Annotated in this window: 16 protein-coding genes; 13 read left to right on the plus strand and 3 right to left on the minus strand. The window is 55.9% G+C overall.

The features are described from left to right. Positions 1-31: 31 nt before the first annotated feature. Positions 32-1,630, minus strand: a complete 1,599-nt coding sequence (locus B8991_RS07420) for a phosphoenolpyruvate carboxykinase (RefSeq protein ID WP_084351926.1) — start codon at positions 1,628-1,630, stop codon at positions 32-34. Between the two features lie 348 nt (positions 1,631-1,978). Here B8991_RS07420 and B8991_RS07425 point away from each other — a divergent pair, with 348 nt between their 5' ends. The 7 genes from B8991_RS07425 to B8991_RS07455 all read left to right on the plus strand — a co-directional run bounded on the left by B8991_RS07425 (position 1,979) and on the right by B8991_RS07455 (position 7,499). Then, entirely contained in the window at positions 1,979-2,680 is a 702-nt protein-coding gene (locus tag B8991_RS07425; RefSeq protein ID WP_084351928.1) for a response regulator transcription factor, read from the plus strand. A gap of 2 nt (positions 2,681-2,682) precedes the next feature. Continuing rightward, the gene (locus B8991_RS07430) at positions 2,683-4,380 is read left to right on the plus strand and encodes a sensor histidine kinase (RefSeq protein ID WP_084351931.1); all 1,698 of its coding nucleotides are present in this window, start codon (positions 2,683-2,685) and stop codon (positions 4,378-4,380) included. 148 nt (positions 4,381-4,528) lie between these two features. After that, positions 4,529-4,960 (plus strand): HPr kinase/phosphorylase, encoded by a 432-nt coding sequence (locus B8991_RS07435; RefSeq protein WP_084351933.1) that lies wholly within the window; start codon positions 4,529-4,531, stop codon positions 4,958-4,960. Position 4,961: 1 nt separating this feature from the next. Next, positions 4,962-5,885 (plus strand): RNase adapter RapZ, encoded by a 924-nt coding sequence (gene rapZ, locus B8991_RS07440; RefSeq protein ID WP_084351935.1) that lies wholly within the window; start codon positions 4,962-4,964, stop codon positions 5,883-5,885. After that, positions 5,882-6,274 (plus strand): PTS sugar transporter subunit IIA, encoded by a 393-nt coding sequence (locus B8991_RS07445; protein WP_084351938.1) that lies wholly within the window; start codon positions 5,882-5,884, stop codon positions 6,272-6,274. Before rapZ ends, B8991_RS07445 begins: the two co-directional genes overlap by 4 nt. Positions 6,275-6,282: 8 nt before the next feature. Beyond that, complete coding sequence (locus B8991_RS07450) at positions 6,283-6,561, plus strand: HPr family phosphocarrier protein (RefSeq protein WP_084351940.1); 279 nt, start codon at positions 6,283-6,285, stop codon at positions 6,559-6,561. Positions 6,562-6,620: 59 nt separating this feature from the next. Next, on the plus strand, positions 6,621-7,499 hold the full coding sequence (locus tag B8991_RS07455; protein WP_084352248.1) for a lysophospholipid acyltransferase family protein: 879 nt from the start codon (positions 6,621-6,623) through the stop codon (positions 7,497-7,499). A 10-nt stretch (positions 7,500-7,509) separates the two neighbouring features. On the opposite strand, the gene B8991_RS07460 is transcribed toward B8991_RS07455, so the two are convergent. Further along, positions 7,510-8,385, minus strand: a complete 876-nt coding sequence (locus B8991_RS07460) for a 3-hydroxybutyryl-CoA dehydrogenase (RefSeq protein WP_084351942.1) — start codon at positions 8,383-8,385, stop codon at positions 7,510-7,512. A gap of 159 nt (positions 8,386-8,544) precedes the next feature. On the opposite strand from B8991_RS07460, the gene B8991_RS07465 reads away from it, so the two are divergent. Next, complete coding sequence (locus tag B8991_RS07465; RefSeq protein WP_084351944.1) at positions 8,545-9,381, plus strand: DUF6473 family protein; 837 nt, start codon at positions 8,545-8,547, stop codon at positions 9,379-9,381. A gap of 164 nt (positions 9,382-9,545) precedes the next feature. Here the strand turns inward: B8991_RS07465 and B8991_RS07470 are convergent, their stop codons facing one another. Continuing rightward, complete coding sequence (locus B8991_RS07470; RefSeq protein ID WP_084351946.1) at positions 9,546-10,100, minus strand: cupin domain-containing protein; 555 nt, start codon at positions 10,098-10,100, stop codon at positions 9,546-9,548. 219 nt (positions 10,101-10,319) lie between these two features. Between B8991_RS07470 and gabT the strand changes: the two genes are divergently transcribed. The 5 genes from gabT to B8991_RS07500 all read left to right on the plus strand — a co-directional run bounded on the left by gabT (position 10,320) and on the right by B8991_RS07500 (position 18,442). After that, positions 10,320-11,702, plus strand: a complete 1,383-nt coding sequence (gene gabT / locus B8991_RS07475) for a 4-aminobutyrate--2-oxoglutarate transaminase (RefSeq protein ID WP_084351948.1) — start codon at positions 10,320-10,322, stop codon at positions 11,700-11,702. A 496-nt stretch (positions 11,703-12,198) separates the two neighbouring features. Next, on the plus strand, positions 12,199-13,173 hold the full coding sequence (locus B8991_RS07485; RefSeq protein ID WP_084351952.1) for a carbon-nitrogen hydrolase family protein: 975 nt from the start codon (positions 12,199-12,201) through the stop codon (positions 13,171-13,173). A 72-nt stretch (positions 13,174-13,245) separates the two neighbouring features. Beyond that, on the plus strand, positions 13,246-15,987 hold the full coding sequence (locus tag B8991_RS07490; protein WP_084351954.1) for an aminotransferase class I/II-fold pyridoxal phosphate-dependent enzyme: 2,742 nt from the start codon (positions 13,246-13,248) through the stop codon (positions 15,985-15,987). A gap of 15 nt (positions 15,988-16,002) precedes the next feature. Next, complete coding sequence (locus tag B8991_RS07495) at positions 16,003-17,460, plus strand: biotin carboxylase (RefSeq protein ID WP_084351956.1); 1,458 nt, start codon at positions 16,003-16,005, stop codon at positions 17,458-17,460. Between the two features lie 10 nt (positions 17,461-17,470). Next, positions 17,471-18,442: a C45 family autoproteolytic acyltransferase/hydrolase gene (locus B8991_RS07500; protein ID WP_084351958.1), complete on the plus strand. Its 972-nt coding sequence runs from the start codon at positions 17,471-17,473 to the stop codon at positions 18,440-18,442. The last annotated feature ends 104 nt before the right edge of the window (positions 18,443-18,546 follow it).

Below are 18,546 nucleotides of genomic sequence, written 5' to 3' on the forward strand. Positions count from 1 at the left end.
GGCGCTCCTTTCATTCGCGATAGAGGACACGTCAGCCGATGGCGGCGGCTTTTACGTCCTCGTCAATATACGGCACATATTGTGCAAAATTCTCGGCAAACATGTGAACCAGCTTCGCGGCCTGAACATCATAGGCCTGCGCGTCTTCCCATGTGCGACGCGGGTCCAGCAACACCTCTGCCACGCCTGGCACAGAGACGGGCACTTCGAAGCCGAAATTCGGATCCTTACGGAATTCGGCGTCGGCCAAAGATGCATCAAGCGCCGAGGATAGCAGCGCGCGCGTTGCCTTGATCGGCATCCGGCTGCCGGTTCCGTAGGCCCCGCCGGTCCAGCCGGTATTCACCAACCAGCAGGTTGCACCGTGCTTGGCGATCTTGTCGCGCAGCAGGTTGCCATAGACTTCCGGGCGGCGCGGCATGAAGGGCGCTCCGAAACAGGTCGAGAATGTGGGCTCTGGCTCAGTCACGCCGCGTTCCGTACCGGCGACCTTGGACGTGAAACCGGACAGGAAGTGATACATCGCCTGCGCGGGCGTCAGGCGTGCAATCGGCGGAAGTACACCGAATGCGTCACAAGTCAGCATGATGATATTCTTGGGATGGCCGCCCATCGCGTTGGCACTGGCATTGGAGATGTATTCGAGCGGATAGGCGCAGCGCATATTGGCTGTAAGGCTGTCGTCGTTGAAATCCAGCTCGAACGTTTCGGGGTCGAACACCATATTTTCGATCACGGTGCCGAACTTTTTGGTGGTTGCGTAGATCTCTGGCTCGGCTTCCTGGCTGAGGTTGATCGTCTTGGCGTAGCAGCCGCCTTCAAAGTTGAACGTGCCGCGATCCGACCAGCCATGTTCATCATCACCGATCAGCACACGGCTTGGATCCGCCGAAAGCGTCGTTTTCCCGGTACCGGACAGACCGAAGAATATTGCTGCGTCGACCGGATTGCCTGGCGCATGGTTTGCCGAACAGTGCATCGGCATGATGTTTTTTTCCGGCAACAGGTAATTCAGCAATGTGAACACGGACTTCTTGTTTTCACCGGCGTATTCCGTGCCACCGATCAGGATCATCTTGGCATCCATATTCAGTGCGATCACGGTTTCGGACCGGCAGTTGTGTCGCGCTGGATCCGCCTTGAAGCTGGGGCAGTTGATGATGGTGAAGTCTGCCGTGAAATCATCCAACTCGTCGTGATCCGGGCGGCGCAGCATGTGGCGGATGAACAGACCGTGCCATGCCAGTTCCGTAACCATTCGGACATCGACGGAATGCGCGGGATCTGCTCCGGCAACGAGGTCCTGCACGAAATAGTCGCGGCCCTTCATATGCTCCAGCATATCCGCAAGCAGGGCAGAAAACCCTTCGGGCGACATTGCCTTGTTGTTGTCCCACCAGATCTTATCCGCGACGCTGTCGGTCTTTACCACATGCTTGTCCAGGGGCGACCGTCCGGTAAACTTGCCGGTTGTCACCAGAAAGGTGCCACCTTCACCCAAAGTCCCTTCGTCACGTTTGAGAGCAGCTTCAATCAGCGCAGGCTCCATAAGATTGTAATAGACATTGCCCAGCCCCTCGATCCCCTGATCGTCAAGGCGGAATTGCGGGTTTACCCGTCCAAATGTCATTTTTCCAAGCTCCTGTAGCCGCACGAGAAGCGGCGATTTGCAGACGTGGCGCCAAGCTTCTTATGCGCGCCATCCCCCGCAGAGCGCAGGGGGCAAGGCCGTCCTTATCATGCCAAATTATGTCGTGAACAGGACGCAAACGCACAGTTAGCGCAACCAAGGAGTGTTTAGCGCAATCATCTTGCGTGACTGGTTTTTGAACGTCGGAAATTAAGGCATTGGTAAGGTTTTCTCACGACAACTGGAAGATCAGGGCGCGGGTGATTCGCGTGTACGGTGTGTGGCGCGGACTGATATGCATGCGGTCGCAGAAGAGGCTCCAGAATGGGCAGTAGAAGGAATGGTTTAATGTCGAGAATCGCGCTGGTGGACGACGATAGGAATATCCTGACATCGGTTGCGATGACACTTGAGGCCGAGGGTTTCCAGGTCGAGACATATAATGACGGACAAGCTGCGCTGGATGGTTTCAGCAAGAAGCTTCCGGATATGGCCGTGTTCGACATAAAAATGCCTCGCATGGACGGAATGGATTTGTTGCAGCGTGTTCGGCAGAAATCTTCGATGCCGGTGATTTTCCTGACCTCCAAGGACGACGAGATCGACGAGGTTTTGGGTCTTCGGATGGGCGCGGACGATTATGTGAAAAAACCGTTCAGTCAAAGGCTGCTGGTTGAACGAATCCGGACATTGCTGCGTCGGCAGGAAGTCGTGGAAAGCGATATTGTCGGTGACGCGGAAGAACCCAAACTGATGGAGCGGGGCAATTTGACGATGGATCCGATGCGCCACTCTGTGCAGTGGAAGGGACATGATGTTGCGCTGACTGTTACAGAATTTCTGTTGTTGCAGGCACTTGCGCAACGTCCGGGTTTTGTGAAGTCACGCGATCAGCTTATGGATGTGGCCTATGACGACCAGGTTTATGTGGATGATCGCACCATCGACAGCCACATCAAACGCTTGCGCAAGAAAATGCGGATCGCAGACACCGACTTTTCTGCGATCGAAACGCTGTATGGCGTTGGCTATCGTTACAACGAAGAGTGACTATGACACTTGCGGAGGGCATCCAGGAACGTAGGCGCGGCGGACGACGTGCTGATGGTGCTGTTTCGGACGATGCTGCGGCTTCTGAACTATTGATCCGTCCATCAAGACGAAGATTTTTCTCATTCAAACATTCGCCTTTGACGCGCAAGATCATCCTTTTCAACCTGGTCGCTTTGACGGTGGTTATTGGTGGCTTGCTGTATGTCAGTCCGTCAGACGATGGGTGGGCCAGCCTCCGTCGCCAGAACCTCATTGCCGAGGCGGAGTTGGTTGCCGACGTGTTCGAGGCCCGTTTGGTCAAACCTGACGCAGATGCCATTAATCAAGGCGATATTGAACCTATTCTGCGCATACTGAGTCGACGACACGGTGCTGAAGTATACGTTTTTAATCAAGCCGGGACGTTGATCGCCGAGCGTGTCGCCACTGTGGGCATGGTTCCGGAAGACTCTGTCGAAAGACCTGTCATCAGCGAGTTACTCTCACGCTTCGGGAAAAGTGTGTCCTGGATACTGGCCTTGGTTCAGGAGGACGAAGCGCCGTCGATATCTACTGTTGACCGGACGCGCATGATCGCAGGGCAGATCTTGGCGACTGACGCGACCGCCACGTCTGATGTCGAGATGATCCTGAGCGCTGACGGCGGCAAGAGGTTCATCGTGGTCGCCCCGATTCTCCGACATGGCCTTGGAATTGGTGCGGTGGGGCTGGTCCGGACCGAAATTGAGATAGCTGCGCTGGAACGCGCGGAACGAGAACGCATGTACCGGATGTTTATTATCGCGACTCTGGTCTCTATCGGCCTAAGTCTGATACTGGCCTCAACCATTGCCACCCCGTTGACTGATCTCGCCGATGCGGCGGAACTTGGTCGCGAACGCAATCGGCGCAACGCCACGACCGGACGCATTCGTATTCCCGATCTTACCGCGCGACCGGACGAGATTGGCAGGCTTTCCGGAGCTTTACGGGGCATGGTTTCGGCGCTTTACGACAGGATCGACAGCAACGAACAATTTGCCGCGGACGTGTCGCATGAAATCAAAAACCCGCTGGCGTCATTGCGGTCTGCGGTCGGCACAATGCGCGTCGCAAAACGCGCCGACCAGCAGGAAAAATTGCTGGATGTGATCGAACATGACGTGCGCAGACTTGATCGACTGGTCAGTGACATCTCAAACGCATCCCGGCTGGACAGCGAGTTGGTCAAAGAAGAAGAGATCCAATTCAATTTATTGGAGACGCTTGGGACACTCGCAGAGTTTCTGGGCGAGGATGCGCGTCAGCGCGGGATCGAGTTTGTTGTTGATTTGCCGGACGCGCCAATTCACTTGCACGGGCTTGAAGCTCGTCTTGCACAGGTTTTTGTCAATCTCATCACCAACGCAATCAGCTTTTGCGAGGATGGTGACGCGATCCGCATCTGGGCAAGGCAACGAGAGAATAGAGTGCTTGTCGTCGTCGAAGATACCGGGCCGGGGATTCCGGAACAGGCGTTGACCCAGATATTCAAGCGGTTCTACTCTCAGCGACCGGACGGCGATTTCGGTAACAATTCGGGTCTTGGGCTGGCAATTTCCAAACAAATTGTAGAGGCGCATGATGGCGTTATCTGGGCGGAGAACATTCGCCCGACAGAAGCAGATATTACCTCAGAGCCGTCGGGCGCGCGCTTTGTTGTCGGGCTTCCAGTCTGATCCGCACCATTGCTGTATGTGCTATTGCCGCCGGGCAGCCAATCCGCTTTCGTCACGACCGTCTTGAAAAGCGGTTGCGGTCCGACCCGACCACACCGATTGTCATGTGATAGGGACCGCCGTTGCGAATTGAAGGCAAGCCTGCGTTTTGAACAAACAGTCCACGATCCTGCATGCCACGACAGTCTCAATCGGGAACAAAGGTGCTGTCTTCATAGGGGCATCGGGGGCGGGAAAGTCCGGATTGGCATTGGAGATGATGGCGCTTGGGGCGCAACTCATTGCGGATGACCGAACGGAATTATGTCATTGGGACGGTGCGGATGAAGTCATTGCGCGCGCACCGAAAGGTTTGCCCTCGCTGATCGAGGCCAGAGGCATAGGGTTGTTGAATGCGCCCTTGGCAGGTTCGGTTCGTGTGGCGGTAGTGGTTGACCTTGACGAGACAGAAGGCCAACGTATGCCCGAACTACGGGACACTTTGCTGCTTGGCCGGTACATTCCCCTTCTTCACAGGCCCGCGACCCCTCATTTTGCTGCGTCGCTTTATCACTATCTCATGTTTGGACGGAAAGATTGATATGGCTGCCCCCGACGCCGAAACGCAAAGAGTGATCCTGGTCACCGGTCCGTCGGGTGCCGGTCGGACAACTGCGATCAACGCGCTCGAAGATCTGGGCTTTGAAGCGATCGACAACCTGCCCCTTGGCTTGATCCCGCGGCTGATTGACGGTGTATCGCTGCGCCCGATGGCGTTGGGAATTGACGCAAGGGGGCGAGATTTCTCTCCAGAAGGCTTGTTGGATTTGCAGGCGCAATTGTCCAACGACCAGCGGGTGACGGTCGAACTGCTGTATCTGGATTGTCGGGCAGAGGTTCTTCTGCGCCGATTTTCTGAAACACGCAGGCGCCATCCGCTATCGCCCGACGACGCACCGGGTGAGGGGATCGCGCGCGAAATGGAAATGTTGGCACCGGTGCGAAGTGGTGCGGACCTGTTGATCGAAACCAGCGACCTGACGCCGCATGACCTGCGTGCGCAGGTGCAACGTTGGTTCGGATCCGAGACTGGGCAAGGTATGGCAGTCGCTTTGCATTCGTTCAGCTACAAACGCGGATTGCCGAACGGGCTGGACATGGTTTTTGATTGTCGTTTTTTGCACAACCCGTTCTGGCAGAAGGATCTGCGAAAGCTGACAGGGCTGGACGCGGCGGTGTCAGACTATGTGAGCCGCGATGCACGCCATGCCCCGTTCATTGAAAAGGTCACCGATCTTGTTGCTTTTGTGCTTCCGGCGTCGGTCGAGGAAGGAAAGGCGCATTTTTCGGTCGGTTTCGGATGCACCGGCGGGCAACACCGATCCGTTGCCGTCACGGAATGCGTCGCCGCTGCCCTTGCGCTACAGGGCTGGCGGGTGTCAATAAGGCATCGCGAACTTGAACGTCTTGGCCTTGCTGCCGAAACGTCTCGCATCGTGAAGACTGGCGGAGAGGCCCGAAATTGATCGGCATCGTGATCGTTGCACATGGCGGACTGGCGAGAGAGTATCTCGCGGCAGTCGAACATGTGGTTGGTGAATTGCAAGCTGTGCGGACGATCTCTATCGAGGCCGATCACAACCGTGCGGTCAAGCAATCCGAGATTTGTGCGGCAGCGGATGCCGTCGATCATGGCGATGGCGTGGTGGTCGTTACGGATATGTTCGGTGGGTCGCCGTCCAACCTGGCGCTCAAGGCATGTAAGCCGATGAACCGGCGAATCCTTTACGGTGCCAATCTGCCGATGTTGATCAAACTGGCAAAAAGTCGCCAAATGTCTGTTACTGATGCGGTTCGTTCAGCCCTAGAGGCCGGGCGAAAGTATATTGACAGTCAGAATATTTCTCTGGACTAGGGCGCATCATGTCAAACTCCATCCGTCGCACGCTTCAGGTCGTGAATGAAAAAGGGCTGCACGCCCGGGCCTCGGCCAAGCTGGTCGAAGTCGTGGAAGGCTTTGATGCCTCCGTAGAGGTCTGCAAGGATGGGATGAACGCATCCGGCGACAGCATCATGGGGCTTTTGATGTTGGCAGCCTCCAAAGGAAGCACTATTGAAGTCGAAATATCTGGCCCGGATGCCGGAGCGCTGGCAGATGCGGTGGAAGCTCTGGTCGCCGATCGGTTTGGCGAGGACATGTGACAGGCGTCCGGAAGGGAAATCCTGATTTGGTTGACAGCACGGAACCTCGGCCTGACATGATGCCGCGAAAGACCCGGCAGTTGCTGGGGCAGGGAGACGGAACCAATCTGGCCGACCAACCCTATGATCGGCGCAGACTGTCCTATGCCAATACCTTTGACAGGGCACTTCAGGTCAAAACCATACAGGTGATGGAACTTCTGACCGGCAAGCTGCGCTTGCTGCGTCGCATTCGCGAATTTGAAGGGATGGGCGTGCCTGAAGGTCAGGCGTTCTGGAAGCAGGCGCTGGACGTCATGGGAATAGACCTTGCCACACCCGCTGAACAGGTCGCGCGTATTCCCAAAGAAGGCCCGCTTGTCATCACCGCGAACCATCCGCATGGCTTGATCGACGGGATGGTGTTGGCGGAACTGATTGGCCGGGTGCGGACCGACTACAAAATTCTTACCCGCTCACTGCTGACAGGGGTCGGCGAGATCGAGCAATTTATGATCCCAGTGCCGTTTGCGCATGAGGCAGATGCGCTTCAGCAAAACCTCGAAATGCGCAAACGTGCCATGCAGCATCTTAAGGATGGCGGCGTGGTCGTTCTGTTTCCATCGGGGGTCGTGGCGTCGTCGCCGACCATGATGGGCGAAGCGGTGGAGGCCGACTGGAATCCGTTCACCGCCAAGATGATCCAAAGGTCCGAGGCGCGCGTTTTGCCGATCTATTTCCCCGGCTCCAATTCGCGTTGGTATCAGATGGCCAACCGCGTGTCGGCGACGCTTCGGCAGGGATTGTTGCTTTATGAAGTCGTGCATGCGCTGGACAAGCCGCAAGCACCGGTCGTCGGGCATCCGATCGAACGGGATGCAATCCAGGACTGGGCCAGCAATCCGCGCGGTTTCGTTGGCTGGCTTCGTGAACAGACGCTGGCGCTAAGCAAATCCTGACCTGCGCTGGTCAGCGCGTCGGCACCGGCGTATCGCCACGGTAGTCGTAAAAACCGCGTTTGGTCTTGCGGCCCAGCCAGCCGGCCTCGACATATTTGGTCAGCAGGGGGCAGGGGCGATATTTCGTGTCCGCCAGCCCGTCATGCAATACGTTCATAATCGCGAGACAGGTGTCGAGACCGATGAAATCCGCCAGTTCCAGCGGTCCCATCGGATGATTGGCACCAAGTTTCATCGACTGGTCGATGGAGTTCACGTTTCCGACGCCTTCATACAGCGTGTAAACCGCTTCGTTGATCATCGGCACCAGGATGCGGTTGACGATGAATGCCGGGAAATCTTCGGCCGAAGCCGCCGTTTTGCCCAGCTTTTCAACCACACCCAAGCAGGCGTCGTAGGTATCTGCGTCGGTTGCGATCCCGCGGATCAGCTCGACCAACTGCATCACGGGCACAGGGTTCATAAAGTGGAAACCCATGAACTTCTCGGGCCGGTCCGTACGGCTGGCAAGCCGGGTGATCGAAATTGACGAAGTGTTGGAGGTCAGGATCGTGTGCGGTTCGAGATGCGGCAGCAATGCGTCAAAGATCTTTTGCTTGACCTCTTCGCGCTCTGTCGCGGCCTCGATCACAAGATCTGTTTTGCCTAGGTCTGGCAGTGCCATCGTCGTGCTGATCCGCGCCATCGCTGCGGCTTTCTCATCGGCAGAGATCTTTTCGCGGCTGACCTGTCGTTCAAGATTGCGGTCGATCAGGGCTACGGCCTTGTCCAACGCATCCTGATTGATGTCGTTGAGCAGCACCTCATATCCGGCAACCGCCAATACATGCGCAATGCCATTGCCCATCTGCCCCGCGCCCACAACTCCGATCCGCGTGATATCCATACTTGTCCGTCCTGGTGAAAATGCTGCGCCGCAATCATAGGCGCGCGCAGGAGGGGCGTGCAAGGGCAGGTGACTAAACTTCTTCTCAACTTCGCGCTTTAGCCAAATCACAACAGATTCAAGCGATTCTGTGGCCGGGTGAAAATAAAGGTGGGTAAGATGACCTATGAAAGAGCGGGCCGAACTGGGCTGGAGTACCATCCGTGTCGTTATGACAATTCGCGCATCTTGTTCCGTGGTCCAGGACGACAGTTGCACGGGGAGTATATCGCCTTTCTGGGCGGGACAGAGATCTATGGACGTTTTGTGCGAGATCCGGTCCCCGTCCTTGTCGAAAAGTCGATAAACAGAACCTGCATTAATTTTGGAACGCCGAATGCTGGGCTGGATGTATATTTGAATGAACCGGCGGTGTTGCACGCAGCAGAGGAAGCTGCGGTGACCGTTCTTCAGGTGATGGGCGCGTCGAATATGTCCAACCGCTTCTACTCGGTGCATCCACGAAGAAACGATCGTTTCCTGAAGGCGTCCAGGTCGTTGCAAGAACTGTACAGCGAGGTCGACTTCACCGATTTCAATTTCAATCGGCATATGCTGCAAAGCCTTCAGGATTTGTCGGCGGAACGGTTTGAAATTGTGAAAGAGGAACTCCGCAATGCGTGGCTGGCCCGAATGCGGCAACTGCTGGTGTCGCTTCGGGGGCGGGCCGTCCTGTTATGGTTCGCCGAACATGCGCCAGAAGATTGTGATATCGCCAACGACCAAGATCCGATGTTCGTGAACCGCGCGATGGTCGAGGCGATCCGCCCCCAAGCCGCAGACGTCATCGAAGTTGTCGCCAGTATAACGGCCCTTGAACGCCGGACGGAGGGGATGGTTTTTGCTGAAACCGATCGTCTGGCCGTGGAAGAACTGATGGGTCCAATGGCGCATCAAGAGGCCGCCGCCGCCATCGCTCCGCGACTGTCCCGACTGTTGGATGAATCGCAACGTTAAGATGCATTGGCGATGGGCGTATATGACCCGCCCCGCATATTTTCGTCTATCGACGAGGGCATGTTAGGGGCTGGTCGAATCTGGCGGCAATTTCCGCGACCACGGGTGCAAAAGAAGCCGTGTGCCAAGGGTGTTCGAAAGCAAATGATTTTTGCAGACAGGACTTAGAAAGTTGGCGGAGTGCAGGCGCTGATGATCCGACAGACTGTGGTCCCGACGTTTCGAAAACGATGCGGTTCGCGGCTATCAAAGAGGTACCCCGCGCCGGGACCAAGGACTTTTACCACGTCACCAACGGTGACCTCTATCTGGCCCTCGATCACGATGCCGGCCTCTTCGCCGATATGACTCAGAAGCTCGGGGCCGGTATCCGCTTTTGGCGGATATGTTTCATCAAGAAGTTGCAGCGCGTGGGTGCTGGCATTCCCCAACTGTCTAAGAGACACGGCGGCAGGCCCCGACTTTGGAGCCACCTCGATAAATTCGTGCGGCAAGTAAAACAGCTTGGGCTCGGCGGTCTCTTCGATATCGGCAAAAAATTCTGCAATGCTAATTGGAATCGCGTCGAGCAAACTTTTCAGCGAGGCCACTGAAGGGCTGGTCCGATCCTTTTCGATAAGCGAAATTGTGCCGTTGGTAAGGCCCGCACGCGACGCCAGCTCGCGTTGCGAAAGGCCGTGAGCCTTGCGGATCGTCTGTAACCTCTTTCCGATATTCAAAAAATTCGTCCTTTTTTTCGACAACTTAGCGCGAGGTGCAGACTTAGTGAACTCAAAATTCACTGAAGTCTTCTGGCATGTGAGTTACTTAAGTGAATTTTCGGTCTTGCACTCAATCAGATGGCGAAGGTCAATTTCTGTTGACAGATATTTTAAACATACTAAGAGAATTTTAAACACCCATATTGCAACTTGGGTCAAACCAGAAAGGGTCAAGAGATGGCTAGGACTGCGACCAAAAAAACGACGAAAGCTCCTGCGAAGCGCAAGCCCGCGATCGCTGTTGTTCCCGACGCCGGTTTGAGCAAGACCAATGACGCGTTGGTAGCACGGCGTAACGCGTCCGTTGCGCGCGGTGTGGCATCCGCAACGCCGATCTTTGCCAAACACGCGGAAAACGCCGAACTTTGGGACGTCGAAGGCAATCGTTATCTTGATTTTGCTGGTGGAATTGCGGTGTTGAACACCGGACATCGTCACCCCAAAGTGATCGCCGCCGCGAAGGCGCAAGAGGATCACTACACACATACCAGTTTTCAGGTTGTCCCATACGAGCCGTATATCGCGCTGGCGGAAAAGCTGAACGCGCTGGCACCGGGCGACTTCCCCAAGAAATCTCTGCTGGTGACGACCGGTGCCGAGGCTGTCGAGAACGCGGTCAAGATCGCGCGCGCGGCGACCGGGCGCCCTGGCGTTATCGCCTTTACGGGCGGGTATCACGGCCGCACTTTGCTGACGCTTGGCATGACGGGAAAAATCAGCCCTTACAAAAAGGACGTCGGTCCATTCCCGTCCGACATTTTCCGCGCGCCATTCCCGTCTGTTCGTGACGGTATTACCGTTCAGGATGCATTGACGGGTTTGCAAAACCTGTTCCTGACCGATGCCCAGCCCGAACGCATTGCGGCGATCATCATCGAACCCGTCTTGGGGGAAGGGGGCTACACGCCCGTTCCCTTCGAGATGCTGACTGCCCTGCGCGAGATTTGCGACAAGCATGGCATCATGCTGATAGCAGACGAGATTCAGGCGGGTTTCGGACGTACCGGAACATGGTTCGCAATAGAGCATTCCGGCGTGGTTCCCGACCTCATCACCGTGGCGAAATCCATGGCGGGCGGCTATCCGATTGCTGGCGTGATTGGTCGTGCAGAGGTGATGGACGCGGTGATCCCCGGCGGGCTTGGCGGAACCTACGGTGGCAACCCGGTCGCTTGCGCCGCAGCACTGGCCGCGATCGAGGCGATCGAAGAAGAAGGCTTGCTTGCGCGTTCAGCCGCTCTGGGTGAGACGTTCCGCGCGCGGTTTGCCGAGATCGGCGCCCGTGTCGCGCCGTTCCGCATGTGGGACATTCGTGGCCTAGGCGCGATGCTGGCGGTAGAATTCGTCACCGACTTCGACACCGCCACCCCTGACGCGGCACTGACAAAATCCGTTGTTGCCCACGCATTGAAGCGCGGACTGATCTTGTTGTCCTGCGGAATGCACGGAAATGCGCTGCGGATCATGGTGCCTCTGACCGCGTCGGACGACATCATCGAAGAGGGCCTGGCGATCTTTGAAGCGGCTCTGAGCGATGCGATCGCAGAAACGCAGCGTTAAACCGGCCCGGACTAAACCAGAAAGGGCGGGCATAAAGCCCGCCTTTTTTCCTTTCCGGGGCCGGAATATCTGGCTTCACAGCCTCGACAAACACCCCGAATGTTAAAAATATTGAACACCATTGCAGAAGAAATGTGAATTTGGTTGCAGGACGGGTCTGGAGTTGCCACACTCCAAGTTCAGTTGCCAAGCTCAGACATTTCGCTTTCAAATGAGTGATGTAAGGTCAGCGGGATAGCATGTGCGTTACAACGGGCGTGCCAAAGCCTTCCGAAGAGAAGGCGGACAAGATTGCGACGAACCGGGAGAAGAACATGAGAGCGTATCGCTCTATCGCCAACCAGACCGATCCAGACTGCAACCATGGCGCAAATACGTTGCGCAACTTGTTCAGATCACCGGTTTCAGTCTTGGTTTTGAGGGCGTAATACATGCACGAGCCAGAGTGTAACATCGTCCGGTCCGGACCACTCTGCGAGCATGGAGATTTAAGTAAATGACCCCTTTTGCGATTGCCGGCGTGCAGATGTACGTCAACCCATTGCAGCCCAATGTCGACGGAATGTTGCAACGTCTCGACGTCCTCATGGCCCGCTTCCCCTGGACACAAATGGTGTTGTTCAGCGAGTTGGCCCCTTTCGGTCCGCTTGAAAAATTCAAGCTTGAGCAAGAAAACGAGACCATTAACCGGTTCTGCGAGGCTGCCCGTCGCCATAAAGTCTGGCTGATCCCCGGCTCGATGTTTCTGACACATCCGGTGAATGGCGAAGTCTACAATACCTCTTTGGTCATCAATCCTGACGGTCAGATCATTCGTCGCTATGCCAAGATGTTTCCATTCTTGCCCTATGAGGCGGGTGTCGCCGCCGGAACGGAATTCTGCGTGTTCGACGTACCTGAAGTTGGGCGTTTCGGACTGTCGATTTGTTATGACATGTGGTTCCCAGAGACGACGCGCCAACTGACAAGCCAAGGCGTCGAGGTGCTTTTGCATCCGGTTCTGACCGGCACCACGGACCGTGACGCGGAACTGGCGATCGCGCGCGCGACGGCGGCACAATTCCAGTGCTATGTCTTTGATGTAAACGGCTTGGGGGCTGGTGGCGTCGGAAAATCCTGTGTCGTTGATCCGACCTCATTGGTACTTCATCAATCGGCTGGGCAGGAGGACATGTTCCCGATCGAGATTGACCTGTCGATGGTGCGCCGTCAGCGTGAAACCGGAATGAAGGGGCTTGGTCAGGTGCTCAAGAGCTTCCGCGATCGGTCCACGGATTTCTCGGTCTATGATCGGACCAGCGGCACGGATGCATTTCTCAATACACTCGGGCCGCTTGAGATTCCGCAACAGGGATCCCGCGCCGGTTTGCATGTGGACGTACCAACTGGGAGCGAAGCTGAAATCAATGGTGGAAACCCAGACTTCGGGATGGGGAAAGCGCCCTTACCGGAGAGACTATTAGGAGGCTAGGGCATCCTGGCGTAGCGGTCGACGTTGCGGACACAGGATGACGCTCTGGCCCATGTGGCAGGAGAGAGACCTATGGATTCCGTAAGTGACTACTATTCCGCGACTCAATTGCGTTCCGACAGGTGGAGCGCCCTGCGAGATGCGATCACGTCCATCTCGCGGGAAACAACGGTCAAAAAAACCAATGCTTTAAAGGCCACGGTCACTTCATTATTCGACTCCTTGGCCGTGATCGAACCCTATTGGGCTTTTCCGGGCATGGCGGCATTCGATCACATGCGCCGGCAGTTCGAACACGGGAATTATGACGACGTTGGCTTTACAGTCCGGCGGGTGACGCGCGCCCTGACAACGGGTGCATATCGTCGCCGCACGATCCCTCTGGACCGTGACAGTGTGGATGATGAAGAGCACAACGACGAGGCCATGCTTTCGCCGGAAGCCCGCGCGATGACACGGCCCTATTTCGAAGTGCTGATCGTTGACGACGTGAGTGATCAACAGGAACGCTGGCTAAAGTCCAACGTCAGCCGGATGCGCCGCCCTGAAGACCCGTTCCATTATGAAGCAGTGGTTGTTCCCAGTCTTGAGGATGCTTTGATTGCGGTTCTGTTCAATCACAACATCCAAGCAATCGTCGTGCGGCCGGGTCTGACCCTGAAATCGAAAAACGACAACGAAATACTTGCGAAATATCTGCGTAACGCCAGCGAAGCAAACGAACTGGATGGAACGCAGCCAGAGGATTATGGCCCAGAGCTGTGCAGGCTGATTGACCGCGTGCGGCCAGAGCTTGATGCCTATCTGGTCACCGAACGCTCGGTCGAGGATATTGCCGGCCTGGATTTGGGGATCTGTCGCCGAGTCTTTTACAATCAAGAAGACTTTATGGAACTGCACCTGAATATCCTTCGGGGTGTGGGCGCACGCAACAAGACGCCTTTCTTCAATGCACTTGTTGAATATTCCAAACAGCCAACCGGTGTGTTCCACGCCATGCCGATCAGCCGCGGCAAGTCGATAACCCGATCTCACTGGATCCAGGACATGGGTGCCTTCTACGGGCCGAATATCTTCCTTGCCGAAACCTCGGCAACGTCGGGTGGTCTGGATAGCCTTCTGGAACCGCATGGCCCGATCAAGGAAGCGCAGGAACTCGCAAGTCGGGCCTTTGGATCGAAGCAGACCTTTTTTGCGACCAATGGAACATCGACCTGCAACAAGATTGTCGTGCAGGCGCTGGTGCGCCCCGGCGACATCGTACTGGTCGACCGGGACTGCCACAAATCCCACCATTACGGCATGGTTCTGGCCGGGGCGGAGGTTGTCTACCTCGACAGTTACCCGCTGAATGAATATTCGATGTACGGGGCCGTGCCGCTTCGTGAAATCAAGCACCAGCTGCTAGAGCTGAAAGCCGCCGGGAAACTGGACCGCGTGCGGATGCTATTGCTGACCAACTGCACGTTTGATGGTTTGGTTTATAATGTCGAGCGCGTGATGGAGGAATGTTTGGCAATCAAGCCGGACCTCGTATTCCTTTGGGATGAGGCGTGGTTCGCCTTCGCGCGTTTCAGCCCGACATATCGTCGGCGCACCGCAATGCGCACCGCAAACGATCTGCGGACCCGTTTGCGGACCGAAGAACACAAGTCGGATTACGAGGCACAGCAGCAAGAATTGCTTGATGCCTCTGACGAGGAATGGCTGGAAGCCCGGCTTATCGCGCCTCCCAATGCGCGGATCAGAGCGTATTCCACGCAATCGACGCATAAGACTCTGACCTCCCTCAGGCAGGGTTCCATGATCCACGTCAACGATCAGGACTTTAAGGGCGAAGTGGAGCAATCGTTCCACGAGGCCTATATGACCCATACGTCCACTTCGCCGAACTATCAGATCATCGCGTCTCTGGACGTTGGTCGGCGTCAGGTTGAACTCGAAGGATTTGAATTCGTTCAACGACAAGTCGAAGCGGCAATGTCGATGCGCAAAGCTATCAGCAGCCATCCCTTGCTTCAGAAATATTTCAAGGTGTTGACCGCTGGCGACATGATCCCGGACCATCATCGTCAAAGCGGAGTGACCAGCTATTTCGATAGTGACCAGGGCTGGACTGACATGTGGGATTGCTGGGAAAACGACGATTTCGTTCTGGACGCCACGCGCGTTACCCTTGCCGTCGGGGGCACTGGTTGGGACGGCGACACGTTCAAGAATGATGTCCTGATGGATAAATACGGAATCCAGATCAACAAAACCTCGCGTAATACGGTTCTGTTTATGACCAACATAGGGACGACGCGATCATCGGTCGCCTATCTGATTGAAGTGCTGGTCGAAATTGGCAAGGAACTGGACGAGCTTCTGGATGATGCGTCCAAAATGGAACGGCTGTCTTTTGACAAAAGGGTCAAGAACCTGACCGAGAATTACCCGCCATTGCCCGATTTCAGTCGGTTCCACGATGCATTCCGGCCCGACAATGTGACGCCTGAAGGGGATATCCGGACAGCCTATTACCTAAGCTATGATGAAAAAAACTGTGACTACCTAGAATTGGATGGCTCACTGAAAGAGGCGCTGGATTCAGGCCGGGAAGTCGTCTCGGCCAGCTTCATTATCCCCTATCCGCCCGGCTTTCCGATATTGGTTCCGGGGCAGGTTATTTCGCAGGAAATATTGGCATTCATGCGCGCGCTTGATGTCAACGAAATCCATGGATACCGCGCCGATCTGGGTCTGCGGGTCTTCACCTCGGAAGCGTTGGAAACTTTGTCTGTAGCCAAACACCAGAAAACTGCCGCTGAATAAGGAAGGAATAAAGATATGGCCACTGTGCTTAAGAATATTTCGGAGATACGCCGCTTCTTTCACCGGAATGAAGATCCGATCTACTTTATTTCCGCGACGAACTTCAACCTTCTGGGATTGGACGAATGGGTCAAGAATTTCAAATATATCTGCTATATTGATTGTTACGGTGGCAAGCATCCAAACGTGTTTTGCCCGTCCGAGCAGCCGCATGCGGAATTCCAGTCCATCGAGGACATAAACAACTACCTTTTGCAGCATAAAGAGGTCATCGACTTCATCAAGCGGCGCGGGGGAAAGCCCAAGTTTGTCTTCCTGATGTTCGACGAGGAAACAGAGCGTCTGTCCAAGGAGTTGGGTGCCGATGTCTGGTTCCCGAAAGCCAAACTGCGCACGGCAATGGACAACAAGATCGAAACTGTCCGCATCGGCAACAAGGCCGGGGTGCCGTCCGTGCCGAACGTATTGGCCGAGGTGAAATCCTATGAGGATCTGCAAAAGACCTGCGAAAAGGCGGGTATTGGTCACGATCTGGTTCTGCAATCGGCCTTTGGCGACAGCGGCCATACAACCTTCTTCATCAAGTCCGAAGCTGATTTCCGCCGACATGAGCATGAGATCATAGGGGAAGGCGAGATCAAGATCATGAAGCGTATTGATTGCCGAGGTTCGGCGATCGAGGCGTGTGCGACGAAAGAAGGCACGATTGTTGGCCCGTTGATGACAGAACTTGTCGGTTTCAGCGATCTGACGCCATATCGGGGCGGCTGGTGTGGCAACGAAATCCTGTCGACTGCGTTCCCGCCAAAGGTCCGTCAAAAGGCGCGCGAGTTGACCTTCAAATTCGGTGAGCAACTCCGCAAGGAAGGTTATCGCGGCTACTTTGAACTGGATTTCCTGATCGACAAGAAAACCGGGGACTTGTGGTTGGGCGAATTGAATCCGCGCATCACAGGGGCGTCGTCCATGACCAACCACGCCGCCTTTGCCCATGCCGATGCGCCGCTGTTCCTGTTCCATCTGCTTGAGTTCTCCAAGAAGAAATTCAGCCTTGATACGACAGAGTTGAACGATCGTTGGGCGGACCCAGACATGATCGACAGTTGGTCGCAGATGGTCATCAAGCACACGGAAGACGAGGTTGATATATGCACCGCGGCACCTGAGACCGGCATCTACAAGATGCTGGAAGATGGTCGGGTGGTCTTTGACCGGTTTGACTATCACCGACGTGCTGTGGAATCCGAAAACGAGGCGTTCTTCTTGCAAATCATGCAGCCGGGATCTTACCGCTATGAAGGTGCCGATATCGGTATCCTGGTGACGCGCGGACGGTCCATGACAAAGGGGTTCGCGCTGAACGAGCGCGCCAAGAAGTGGATCCACGGCATCAAGCAAACTGTCGAAGGCAGGGCGTTGCCTGTCGCCGATGCAGGCCCAGCGGTCGCCGATCCTGCTTTCAAGATCCTTTAGGGGATAGGTGATGCACTGGCGCGCGCTTAGCGAGAACTTACCCGGTCCGAAGTGGGCCGGGCTCTTCGCGGAATACTGGCCGGATTACCGGCGTTGGTGGCTGAAGGAGGGCGACGCCGCCCGCCCAAGCTATCTGGAAAGCAGGCGCGCGCTTCAAACTCATATGCCGGAAATCGTGCCGCTTTATGACGAGCTGTGCGAACTGGCCGGTGGCGGCGATCAGGCCGCACGGTTCCTGAGCTTCTATAACCCGCCGCCCTACCTGTCGGGGTGCAGTCAGGCAATCTGGACGGGGCAAGAGCCGGTCCTCGTGCGCAATTATGACTATGACCCAAACGCCTTTGACAGCCTTGTGCTGAAAACCGCTTGGCAGGGCAGGGGCGTGATCGGCACCTCTGACGGGCTTTGGGGGCTGGTTGACGGGATGAACGACGCGGGAGTGTCTATCTCGCTGACATTTGGGGGCAGGCGCGTGGTTGGCGACGGTTTCGGAGTGCCGATCATTCTGCGCTACATTCTGCAAACCTGTGAGACGACCGAAGAGGCCGGTAAGGCCCTGGCACGCCTGCCAACTCATATGAGCTATAATGTGACAGTTCTGGATGCCAAGCGACAGTATCTGACGGCGATGATGGCACCCGACAGACCGGCGATAATCACGCATGCCGCGGTTGCGACAAACCATCAGGAAAACGTCGAATGGATAAGCCATGCGCGGTTCACCGCGACGGTCGAACGTGAGCGTTTCCTCCTTCAACGCCTGACGCTGCACCGTGACCCAGAGGATAAATTCATCAGTGCATTCCTGCGTCCGCCGCTCTATTCGACAGCGTTCGATGTTGGTTTCGGCACGCTTTACACGGCAGTCTATCGCCCACGCTTGGGCGAAATGGAAATTCGCTGGCCCGGAACGGTGTGGCCGCAGTCGTTTACACATTTTCAGGAAGGCGGGCGCAGAGTCCGTATTCCCGGTGCCGCCTGACGTCCGGTTCGGCATTCACAGTCAAACAGCGGTTTTTTTCGAGGCCGTGCTGACCCTGCGTGTTGGGGCCTGTTCGGATGGGGTGAAGGCGCGCTCAGCTTTGA

Source organism: Primorskyibacter flagellatus, assembly GCF_900176485.1.
Lineage (GTDB): Bacteria > Pseudomonadota > Alphaproteobacteria > Rhodobacterales > Rhodobacteraceae > Primorskyibacter > Primorskyibacter flagellatus.